This is a genomic window from Flavobacterium lacustre, from assembly GCF_027474525.2.
In the GTDB taxonomy this organism is placed as follows: domain Bacteria; phylum Bacteroidota; class Bacteroidia; order Flavobacteriales; family Flavobacteriaceae; genus Flavobacterium; species Flavobacterium lacustre.
Genome location: NZ_CP114882.2, coordinates 1,574,231 through 1,586,904 on the forward strand (window position 1 = coordinate 1,574,231; position 12,674 = coordinate 1,586,904).

Consider the following 12,674-nt stretch of genomic DNA (forward strand, 5'->3'; position numbering starts at 1 on the left):
AAGGGAAAGAGGAGAAAAGGGGATTAAAATAATCTCAAAAAAACTTCAAAATTTTCTTGCCAGTTAAAAAGATAATTTATACTTTTGCACCCGCTTCGAGAAACACGCTAAGTGAATTGAGAAGGGAAAAATAAGATAAGACACGTTCCTAGACATATTGAATTGACAGCCGTTTTGAAAGAGATTTCAAAACAAATAAAATAAGAGTAATAGAATCGATAGATTTGAAAAAACCACTAGAATTTGAGTCGAATAAATAAAGAGAGAAGATTTATCTAATCTCAAACAATATACGATGAAGAGTTTGATCCTGGCTCAGGATGAACGCTAGCGGCAGGCTTAACACATGCAAGTCGAGGGGTATAGTTCTTCGGAACTAGAGACCGGCGCACGGGTGCGTAACGCGTATGCAATCTACCTTTTACAGAGGGATAGCCCAGAGAAATTTGGATTAATACCTCATAGTATAATGAGTTGGCATCAACACATTATTAAAGTCACAACGGTAAAAGATGAGCATGCGTCCCATTAGCTTGTTGGTAAGGTAACGGCTTACCAAGGCAACGATGGGTAGGGGTCCTGAGAGGGAGATCCCCCACACTGGTACTGAGACACGGACCAGACTCCTACGGGAGGCAGCAGTGAGGAATATTGGACAATGGGCGCAAGCCTGATCCAGCCATGCCGCGTGCAGGATGACGGTCCTATGGATTGTAAACTGCTTTTGTACAGGAAGAAACACTGGTTCGTGAACCAGCTTGACGGTACTGTAAGAATAAGGATCGGCTAACTCCGTGCCAGCAGCCGCGGTAATACGGAGGATCCAAGCGTTATCCGGAATCATTGGGTTTAAAGGGTCCGTAGGCGGTCAGATAAGTCAGTGGTGAAAGCCCATCGCTCAACGGTGGAACGGCCATTGATACTGTCTGACTTGAATTATTAGGAAGTAACTAGAATATGTAGTGTAGCGGTGAAATGCTTAGAGATTACATGGAATACCAATTGCGAAGGCAGGTTACTACTAATGGATTGACGCTGATGGACGAAAGCGTGGGTAGCGAACAGGATTAGATACCCTGGTAGTCCACGCCGTAAACGATGGATACTAGCTGTTGGGGGCAACTTCAGTGGCTAAGCGAAAGTGATAAGTATCCCACCTGGGGAGTACGTTCGCAAGAATGAAACTCAAAGGAATTGACGGGGGCCCGCACAAGCGGTGGAGCATGTGGTTTAATTCGATGATACGCGAGGAACCTTACCAAGGCTTAAATGTAGATTGACCGGTTTGGAAACAGATCTTTCGCAAGACAATTTACAAGGTGCTGCATGGTTGTCGTCAGCTCGTGCCGTGAGGTGTCAGGTTAAGTCCTATAACGAGCGCAACCCCTGTTGTTAGTTGCCAGCGAGTCATGTCGGGAACTCTAACGAGACTGCCAGTGCAAACTGAGAGGAAGGTGGGGATGACGTCAAATCATCACGGCCCTTACGCCTTGGGCTACACACGTGCTACAATGGCCGGTACAGAGAGCAGCCACTGGGTGACCAGGAGCGAATCTACAAAACCGGTCACAGTTCGGATCGGAGTCTGCAACTCGACTCCGTGAAGCTGGAATCGCTAGTAATCGGATATCAGCCATGATCCGGTGAATACGTTCCCGGGCCTTGTACACACCGCCCGTCAAGCCATGGAAGCTGGGGGTGCCTGAAGTCGGTGACCGCAAGGAGCTGCCTAGGGTAAAACTGGTAACTAGGGCTAAGTCGTAACAAGGTAGCCGTACCGGAAGGTGCGGCTGGAACACCTCCTTTCTAGAGCTTTAGTGTTAGCTTAATGCACGCTAAAGAAAGAAGACGAAAAGACTATTGGAAACAAAAAAGGACATTATATTACTCTTGCTGTTAGTTCAAATAATACACGTTAGAGACGTTGCAAAGCAGCGGCTTTATTTTTAAGAAAAGAGTGTCTCGTAGCTCAGCTGGTTAGAGTACTACACTGATAATGTAGGGGTCGACAGTTCGAGTCTGTCCGAGACAACTATTTTAGACTTAAAAAAAGGAAATTTTAGAAGTATGAGTATGAATTACTGTAATTCAAAATTCAACATTCATAATTTAAAATTAGAAATGGGGGATTAGCTCAGCTGGCTAGAGCGCCTGCCTTGCACGCAGGAGGTCAACGGTTCGACTCCGTTATTCTCCACAATATGCTGAAATAAATTCAGCATAAAAGTTCATTGACATATTGAGATAAGAAATAATAAAAAGTAGAAAGCATTTTTTGCTTGTTTATCATTAGACAAGTAAAAGAAACGGCACATTTTAATTAATGTGTTGGTACAATAAGCAAAATAAGGGCGTATGGGGGATGCCTTGGCTCTCAGAGGCGATGAAAGGCGTGATAAGCTGCGAAAAGTTACGGGGATTGGCACACACGATACGATCCGTAAATACCTGAATGGGGCAACCCACTATGTTGAAGACATAGTACACCGATAGGTGGGCAAACCCGCTGAACTGAAACATCTAAGTAGGCGGAGGAGAAGAAAACAAAAGTGATTCCGTAAGTAGTGGCGAGCGAACGCGGATTAGCCCAAACCAGTGTTGTTACGGCAATACTGGGGTTGTAGGACCACGATATTTGTTGCGGATAGAATTAGAATCTACTGGAAAGTAGAGCCAAAGAAGGTGATAGCCCTGTATAAGTAATAGAAGATAACGATAGTGGTATCCTGAGTAGGGCGGGGCACGTGAAACCCTGTCTGAATTTGGCGGGACCATCCGCTAAGGCTAAATACTCCTGAGAGACCGATAGTGAACCAGTACCGTGAGGGAAAGGTGAAAAGAACCGTGAATAACGGAGTGAAATAGATCCTGAAACCATACGCTTACAAGCGGTCGGAGCCCTTTCGTGGGGTGACGGCGTGCCTTTTGCATAATGAGCCTACGAGTTAACGTTGCTGGCAAGGATAAGTGGTTAAGCCACGGATCCGTAGCGAAAGCGAGTCTGAATAGGGCGCTTTAGTCAGTAGTGTTAGACGCGAAACCGTGTGATCTACCCATGGGCAGGATGAAGCTGTGGTAACACATAGTGGAGGTCCGAACCGGTTGACGTTGAAAAGTCTTCGGATGACCTGTGGGTAGGGGTGAAAGGCCAATCAAACTCGGAAATAGCTCGTACTCCCCGAAATGCATTTAGGTGCAGCGTTATGCGTAAAGTTATATAGAGGTAGAGCTACTGATTGGATGCGGGGGCTTCACCGCCTACCAATTCCTGACAAACTCCGAATGCTATATAATGTTTCATAACAGTGAGGGCTTGGGTGCTAAGGTCCAAGTCCGAGAGGGAAAGAACCCAGACCATCAGCTAAGGTCCCCAAATATATGTTAAGTTGAAAGAACGAGGTTTGTCTGCCCAGACAGCTAGGATGTTGGCTTGGAAGCAGCCATTCATTTAAAGAGTGCGTAACAGCTCACTAGTCGAGCGGACGAGCATGGATAATAATCGGGCATAAACATATTACCGAAGCTATGGATTTGTAATTTATTACAAGTGGTAGGGGAGCATTCTAACAGGGTAGAAGGTGTGTTGTAAAGCATGCTGGACTGGTTAGAAAAGAAAATGTAGGCATAAGTAACGATAATGCGGGCGAGAAACCCGCACACCGAAAGACTAAGGTTTCCACAGCTATGCTAATCAGCTGTGGGTTAGTCGGGACCTAAGGCGAACCCGAAAGGGACAGTCGATGGACAACGGGTTAATATTCCCGTACTAGTTATTACTGTGATGGGGTGACGGAGTGATGAAAGCGCCGCGAACTGACGGAATAGTTCGTTGAAGTACCTACCTATAAGCTGCGCAGGCAAATCCACGCGGCTTGGGGAAATACGATAGTACTCGGAGTCTTCGGACAAAGAGATAGTGCGCCTAAGGGCTTCCAAGAAAAACCTCTAAACTTCAGGTAATAAGTACCCGTACCGCAAACCGACACAGGTAGTCGAGGAGAGAATCCTAAGGTGCTCGAGAGATTCATGGCTAAGGAATTAGGCAAAATAGACCCGTAACTTCGGGAGAAGGGTCGCCAGCAGCAATGCTGGCCGCAGTGAAGAGGTCCAGGCGACTGTTTATCAAAAACACAGGGCTCTGCAAAATCGTAAGATGAAGTATAGGGCCTGACACCTGCCCGGTGCTGGAAGGTTAAGAGGAGATGTTATCTTCGGAGAAGCATTGAATTGAAGCCCCAGTAAACGGCGGCCGTAACTATAACGGTCCTAAGGTAGCGAAATTCCTTGTCGGGTAAGTTCCGACCTGCACGAATGGTGTAACGATCTGGACACTGTCTCAGCCATGAGCTCGGTGAAATTGTAGTAACGGTGAAGATGCCGTTTACCCGCAGTGGGACGAAAAGACCCTGTGCACCTTTACTATAGCTTAGTATTGACCTTGGATAAATGATGTGTAGGATAGGTTGGAGACTGTGAAGTGGCGTCGCTAGGCGTTGTGGAGTCATTGTTGAAATACAACCCTTTGTTTATCTGAGGCCTAACCCCCAATCGGGGGGACATTGCTTGGTGGGTAGTTTGACTGGGGTGGTCGCCTCCAAAAGAGTAACGGAGGCTTCTAAAGGTTCCCTCAGTACGCTTGGTAACCGTGCGTAGAGTGCAATGGCATAAGGGAGCTTGACTGAGAGACATACAGGTCGATCAGGTACGAAAGTAGAGCATAGTGATCCGGTGGTTCCGCATGGAAGGGCCATCGCTCAAAGGATAAAAGGTACGCCGGGGATAACAGGCTGATCTCCCCCAAGAGCTCATATCGACGGGGGGGTTTGGCACCTCGATGTCGGCTCGTCACATCCTGGGGCTGGAGAAGGTCCCAAGGGTTGGGCTGTTCGCCCATTAAAGTGGCACGCGAGCTGGGTTCAGAACGTCGTGAGACAGTTCGGTCTCTATCTACTGTGGGCGCAAGAAATTTGAGTGGATCTGATTCTAGTACGAGAGGACCGAATTGGACAAACCTCTAGTGTATCTGTTGTCACGCCAGTGGCATGGCAGAGTAGCTACGTTTGGAAGGGATAAGCGCTGAAAGCATATAAGCGCGAAACCCACCACAAGATGAGATTTCTTTTAAGGGTCGTGGGAGATGACCACGTTGATAGGCTATAGATGTAAAGGCAGTAATGTCATAGTCGAGTAGTACTAATAACCCGTAAGCTTATGTACGCTTTTCCTGCCGAGCAATCGGCAGGAAGAAACTTTCTTAGGTCCTGAATCAAGTTCAGGATAAACTTTTTATTTTCTTTATCTCAGTATGTTAAGATATTTGCTCGACGCAAGAGCAGTCCAAAGACGAAAGTCAACAGTCCAAAAGGCAACTTTAGACTTTAAGACCTTCGACTTTAGACTAACAACCTTAAGGTGGTTATTGCGGCGGGGCTCACCTCTTCCCATCCCGAACAGAGTAGTTAAGCCCGCCTGCGCAGATGGTACTGCAGTTATGTGGGAGAGTATGTCGTCGCCTTTCTTTTGAAAGCCTATCTGAAAAGATAGGCTTTTTTGTTTTATAGGAACGACGTGTTCGGCTAAAGCCTCGGTTCGTCGACTTTCTTTTGAAAGCCTATCTGAAAAGATAGGCTTTTTTTGTTTTTAATAAGTATTTAAATACCTGAAGCACACTGGGATTCCTCCTCTTACTATCAAATGTCGACTTTCTTTTGAAAACCCTATTCCTATCGGAATAGGGTTTTTTGTTTTATAACTGTATTTTATCTCATTGCGTTTTTCATTCTTTCTAAATGCTATCGTTCGAGAGAACAAGCTGCAATAATCTTCTGAAATGATACTTGTTTTGCTTCGAAAAAAAAATGAATCCTAAATAGCACCGAATTCTTTTAGATAAAAACGTAGCTTGATTATTTTAGATCGCAAAAAAAAGGCTTAAATTTAATTTAAGCCTTTCCCTTTAGTAGATATTTCTATATTATTTGTTCTTGTCTTTTCTCTTTTTATCTCTCGTTTTTGCTTTACTACTATTGCTCTGTATCTTTTGTTTCTTCTTATTCTTCTGTTTTTCGTCTTATTTTAATTTTTGGATTCTCTTTGTTTCCTGTTATTACTAATGTAATACCGATGATTCCTAAAGACGGTAATCCTAATCTCATTTTGAGGTTTAATTTACCATCAAAGCTTGTAGTATTTTCTTGTCAGAAATATAAATATATAATTTGCTTCTCCCTTTTTATTGATTTTGATCAATATTTATTAATTTGTTAAAAATCAGACTTCGAACATTGATTCCAAAAGAGATTTCTTTGGCAGTAATGAATTTTTCTTTTTCATATGGAGCCGAATCTTTAAGATTAAAACCATTCAAGTCCAATGTTAAAGAAGGGAAATGGTGGAAAAATGAAACATTAGCATTAGAATAATCAAGCTCCCCATTTAGTTTTGTATTTGCATATTTTTTAATTTCTTCTTTTATCTTATCGGAATATACAAATGGAGTGATGAACATTAAGCTAATTATACTGCTAAAAGTAATCCCAGATATTTAAGTATTTTATAAAATATTGATTTGTATTTTGGGGGTTGGCATCAAAAAAGGGGGATTAAATTATGGTCTTATTTAAATTCGAAATTTACATATTATTATAAAAATTGTCAAATATAATTATTGAATAATTTTCTCTTTTTTCATCATATAGAATAGTTTAACCATGAAAATGATTGTTTACATTTTTTTAAACTTTGCTTGATGTTTCTTTTAGTTATTGTAGTAATATTATTATGTTTGCATCTCGTTCTTTAGTGCATATATAACTTAACATAAAAAATCAGTTGTAGTAAATCAAATTTTTAGCGATCTTCAATTGTATTTTTTGTAGGTGTTTTACTTGTGTGCATTGTCTTAGTTACCTTTTCTTTTAATTGTGAAAATTTAGTTAAAATTTTAATTTACTTGATGGAAATAAATGCTTATTTTTATTTTTTTTAAAATTTTTAATATTTTTTTTGAAATTATTAATCATTATTCCTATTAACAACAAAATAAGTTCTATGAAAAATAAATTACTTTTATTTTTACTCTTTCATTTATTAATCGGCAACCAATTAATTGCAAAAAGTTTTGAAGATGTCGTATCTATAAGAAAAATAGATTTTGATTCATCAATAACGATTCATTCACTTGATTCTATCAAAAAGAATAAAAAGAAATTAAGAGCCTCCAGAGTTAGAGCAGTTTTGCCTCCTCCAGTAGTGATTGCTGGAAGTTCTTGCGGGAATGGTGTTAATTCAGTTCAGGTTAACCTCTATGCGAATGGAGTCAATACTGGTGAAACAATAGAGTGGTATGCAAGTCAGGTTTCGGTGACACCTATTTTTACGGGTAGTAATTTTAGTCCAAGTATCGTTAAAACCAGAACGTATTATGTGCAGAGTAAATCTGGTGCTGATACTAGTATTAGAGTTCCTGTAGTTGCATCAGTCTATAGTACTCCGCCCGCAGTAACTTTGACAGTTTCACCTGAGAATAATATTCAAAATCCATTGTGTTTGGGCACTTCAGTAACTTTTACGGCAAGTGGTGGAGCTGATTTGTTTGAGTTTTCAGTTGATGGTGTTGTGAAACAAGCGATGTCAACCAGTAGAATATTCACAACAAATACATTGACTAATGGTCAGGAAGTTAGTGTACGTTCAAGATATGCTATAAGTTTAGATGGTACAATTACTGAAAAAGCATGGGGTACTGATCCTATGGAAGATAATTTTCTCTCTGCAGCTTTGTCGCCAAACGCATCCGGAGGTTATTTAAATTCTATAAAAATCAGCCCAACAGAAGATAAATTAGTTTTTGGTATAGCGGGAAAATTAATTAACAACAGAAGCATATTGTTGTTTTTAGATACTAAATCAGGCGGATTTCCACTTTCAGATTATGGTACTGACGGAGATCCACTTGCTCAGTTTAAGGCATTTAATTTATTTAATAAAAATCCAAGTACATTTGATTCTTATTTTGCAGCAGATTATTGTATAGCTATTACAACTGATGCCGGCGAAACGAATTATTATGCTGATATAATTGAATTAAAATCTGGGAATTCTATAAAAACATCTTTGGGTAGCGCAGCAACTGGATTGCCTTCGGCCTTGATGGGTATTAATAAGAATAATACAGGAATTTCAGATTATAGTTTAGGTTTTGAAATAGAGGTTTTGAAGGCACTGATTGGTTATACAACAGGTGATATCAAGTTTTTTGCATTGACCATGCAAGATGGTGATTTATCAAATTATAATGTTACTAATTCTTTTTTAAGTCCAGAAAGAACAAGTACTTTAGATTATGGAAGTGGTGCTGTTGATTATAATCTAAAAGATCCAAATTCGGTAATTGTTTCTGCATTGGCATTGACTCCTTGTTATTCAGAATCAAATATTACAATGAATTTTGTTGATAACCCAACTATCGCTACTGTTGGAGGAAATCAGTTTAAATGTGGATTGACTAGTGATGCCCTTGGGGGTAATACACCTTCTGTTGGTATAGGCGCTTGGACATTAAAATCCGGACCAGGGACTGTTAATTTTAATGATAGTTCAAGTGGTTCTTCTACGGCAACGGTTAGTGTTGAAGGTATTTATGTTTTTACTTGGACAATAACGAGCGGTGCTTGTATTGCTTCGTCAGCAGATGTAACTGTAGAATATAAGGTTACTCCACCACCAATAGTTGATGAAATTACGCAGCCTACATGTGCTGATAATTCGGGCAGTGTATTATTCAGTGGTTTACCTGAAGGTGCTTGGACAATAACTCCATCAATTGGAAGTGCAGTTTCTGGAACAGGAACAACATATGAATTCAAAAATTTGTTGGCCGCAACTGATTATACATTTACAGTTACAAATCCAAATACGAGTTGTACATCTGAGCCTTCAATACAAGTTACTATCAATGCTGTTCCGTTGCCACCGGTAGTTCCAACTACAGTAAGTTTGGTTCAACCGACTTGCGCAATTCCAAGCGGTACGATAACAATAACCACACAGTCCGGAGTAGAGTACAGTTTAGATGGTACTACTTATCAAGAATCAAATGTCTTCGGTTCATTGGCACCAAAAAACTATACATTATATGTAAGAAATAGTGCTGACGCTACTTGCGTTACGCTTTCACCAACTCAGGTTACTATCAATGCCGTTCCATTGCCACCGGTAGTTCCAACTACAGTAAGTGTAGTTCAACCGACTTGCGCAATTCCAAGCGGCACGATAACAATAACCACACAATCGGGAGTAGAATACAGTTTGGATGGTACTGCTTATCAAGAATCAAATATTTTCGGTTCATTGGCACCAAAAAACTATACATTGTATGTAAGAAATAGTGCTGACGCTACTTGCGTTACGACTTCGCCAACTCAGGTTACTATCAATGCTGTTCCATTGCAACCAGTAGTTCCAACTACAGTAAGTGTAGTTCAACCGACTTGCGCAATTCCAAGTGGCACGATAACAATAACCACACAGTCCGGGGTAGAGTACAGTTTAGATGGTACTACTTATCAAGAATCAAATATTTTCGGTTCATTGGCACCAAAAAACTATACATTATATGTAAGAAATAGTGCTGACGCTACTTGCGTTACGACTTCGCCAACTCAGGTTACTATCAATGCCGTTCCGTTGCCACCGGTAGTTCCAACTACAATAAGTTTGGTTCAACCGACTTGCGCAATTCCAAGCGGTACGATAACAATAACCACACAGTCCGGAGTAGAGTACAGTTTAGATGGTACTACTTATCAAGAATCAAATGTCTTCGGTTCATTGGCACCAAAAAACTATACATTATATGTAAGAAATAGTGCTGACGCTACTTGCGTTACGCTTTCACCAACTCAGGTTACTATCAATGCCGTTCCATTGCCACCGGTAGTTCCAACTACAGTAAGTGTAGTTCAACCGACTTGCGCAATTCCAAGCGGCACGATAACAATAACCACACAATCGGGAGTAGAATACAGTTTGGATGGTACTGCTTATCAAGAATCAAATATTTTCGGTTCATTGGCACCAAAAAACTATACATTGTATGTAAGAAATAGTGCTGACGCTACTTGCGTTACGACTTCGCCAACTCAGGTTACTATCAATGCTGTTCCATTGCAACCAGTAGTTCCAACTACAGTAAGTGTAGTTCAACCGACTTGCGCAATTCCAAGTGGCACGATAACAATAACCACACAGTCCGGGGTAGAGTACAGTTTAGATGGTACTACTTATCAAGAATCAAATATTTTCGGTTCATTGGCACCAAAAAACTATACATTATATGTAAGAAATAGTGCTGACGCTACTTGCGTTACGACTTCGCCAACTCAGGTTACTATCAATGCCGTTCCGTTGCCACCGGTAGTTCCAACTACAATAAGTTTGGTTCAACCGACTTGCGCAATTCCAAGCGGTACGATAACAATAACCACACAATCCGGAGTAGAGTACAGTTTAGATGGTACTACTTATCAAGAATCAAATGTCTTCGGTTCATTGGCACCAAAAAACTATACATTATATGTAAGAAATAGTGCTGACGCTACTTGCGTTACGCTTTCACCAACTCAGGTTACTATCAATGCCGTTCCATTGCCACCGGTAGTTCCAACTACAGTAAGTGTAGTTCAACCGACTTGCGCAATTCCAAGCGGCACGATAACAATAACCACACAATCGGGAGTAGAATACAGTTTGGATGGTACTGCTTATCAAGAATCAAATATTTTCGGTTCATTGGCACCAAAAAACTATACATTGTATGTAAGAAATAGTGCTGACGCTACTTGCGTTACGACTTCGCCAACTCAGGTTACTATCAATGCTGTTCCATTGCAACCAGTAGTTCCAACTACAGTAAGTGTAGTTCAACCGACTTGCGCAATTCCAAGTGGCACGATAACAATAACCACACAGTCCGGGGTAGAGTACAGTTTAGATGGTACTACTTATCAAGAATCAAATATTTTCGGTTCATTGGCACCAAAAAACTATACATTATATGTAAGAAATAGTGCTGACGCTACTTGCGTTACGACTTCGCCAACTCAGGTTACTATCAATGCCGTTCCGTTGCCACCGGTAGTTCCAACTACAATAAGTTTGGTTCAACCGACTTGCGCAATTCCAAGTGGCACGATAACAATAACCACACAGTCCGGGGTAGAGTACAGTTTAGATGGTACTACTTATCAAGAATCAAATATTTTCGGTTCATTGGCACCCAAAAGCTATACATTATATGTAAGAAATAGTGCAGATGCAACTTGCGTTACGACTTCGCCAACTCAGGTTACTATCAATGCTGTTCCATTGCAACCAGTAGCTACGATTAGCAGTATAGTACAGCCAACTTGTGCTGTGCAATCAGGTACTATTGTGATTACACAACAAACGGGAATGGAATACAGTTTAGATGGTACTACTTATCAAGGATCAAATACTTTTACGGGATTAATACCAGGTAGCTATACTTTATATGTAAGAAATAGTGGAGATCATACTTGTGCAATAGTTTCTTCTTCTGTTGTGACTATTAATGCCGTTCCTACTCCGCCAATTGCGCCAACCCTGTTTAGTGTGGTACAACCAACTTGTGCTATACCATCCGGTACAATTACTATAGTGACTCAAACCGGAGTAGAATATAGTTTAAACGGGACGACATATCAGACGAGTGAAATGTTTTCAGGATTAGTGCCTAATACGTATACATTATATGTTAGAAACATTGCAGATCATACTTGTTCTGTTCAAAGTGTATCTAGTGTATTAGTTGATGCACTTCCGCCATTACCTGCAGTACCAACTTTGGTACAGATAATTCAACCTACCTGTTTAGAGCCTACAGGAAGTATTGAAATTACTCCTCAATCAGATGTTCAATATAGTATTGGAAATGGTTATCAAGACAGTAATGTGTTTGAAAACGTAGCGCCAGGAAATTATATATTAAGTGTTCGATTTACAAGTAGTATAGCTTGCATTTCTTCCGGGACTTCACAAACAATAAATCCAGTTCCTCCACAAATTCAATTTGAAACAATTGAGGATTGTGATAATAAACAATTCACTTTAACAGCAAGTCCATTAGAGAATTCATATGATCCTAATACTGTTTCTTATGTATGGACAGATAAAAATAATGTTTCAGTAGGAACGAATTCAAATGTTTTGAATGTGTCTGAAGCAATTGAGTCTTCTTTAGAAACGGAAACTTTTCCATTAGAATATACTTTGACTATTACCTCTGCAAGTACAGGTTGTGAAACATCAGAGAAAGTAACCGTTGAGTCTATTTATTGTAATTTACAAAAAGGGATTTCGCCTGACGGTAACGGATTAAATGACTATTTTGATTTAAGATTAATGGATATCAAAAAACTAGAAATATTCAATAGATATGGTATAAAAGTGTACAGTCAATCTAATTATACAGATCAATGGAAAGGTCAGTCGGATAATGGCAATGAACTTCCAAGTGCTACTTATTATTATGTGATAGAAATGAATAACGGACAATCAAAAACAGGTTGGATTTATCTAATCAGAGAAAAATAATAGCTTAATATATTTATGAAGATCTTTATGTAGCTCTTCAAAAAACAAAAAAAATAGAT

2 protein-coding genes, 2 tRNA genes and 3 rRNA genes are annotated in these 12,674 nt (G+C 40.3%); 6 read left to right on the plus strand and 1 reads right to left on the minus strand.

The window, feature by feature from the left end; all coding sequences use genetic code 11:
• Positions 1-292 precede the first annotated feature (292 nt).
• From O6P34_RS06960 to rrf, 5 genes are all read left to right on the plus strand, one after another.
• Positions 293-1,806: ribosomal RNA gene (locus tag O6P34_RS06960) — 16S ribosomal RNA — on the plus strand.
• 152 nt (positions 1,807-1,958) lie between these two features.
• A tRNA-Ile gene (locus O6P34_RS06965) sits at positions 1,959-2,032 on the plus strand.
• 91 nt (positions 2,033-2,123) lie between these two features.
• Positions 2,124-2,197 (plus strand) — tRNA-Ala (locus O6P34_RS06970).
• 137 nt (positions 2,198-2,334) lie between these two features.
• Positions 2,335-5,217 (plus strand): 23S ribosomal RNA (locus tag O6P34_RS06975).
• Between the two features lie 191 nt (positions 5,218-5,408).
• Positions 5,409-5,518 (plus strand): 5S ribosomal RNA (gene rrf / locus O6P34_RS06980).
• The 16S, 23S and 5S rRNA genes sit together here with 2 tRNA genes alongside, the layout of an rRNA operon.
• Positions 5,519-6,232: 714 nt before the next feature.
• Here rrf and O6P34_RS06985 read toward each other — a convergent pair.
• The gene (locus O6P34_RS06985) at positions 6,233-6,508 is read right to left on the minus strand and encodes a hypothetical protein (protein ID WP_269686602.1); all 276 of its coding nucleotides are present in this window, start codon (positions 6,506-6,508) and stop codon (positions 6,233-6,235) included.
• A gap of 542 nt (positions 6,509-7,050) precedes the next feature.
• Here O6P34_RS06985 and O6P34_RS06990 point away from each other — a divergent pair.
• Positions 7,051-12,615: a T9SS type B sorting domain-containing protein gene (locus O6P34_RS06990; protein WP_269686603.1), complete on the plus strand. Its 5,565-nt coding sequence runs from the start codon at positions 7,051-7,053 to the stop codon at positions 12,613-12,615.
• The last annotated feature ends 59 nt before the right edge of the window (positions 12,616-12,674 follow it).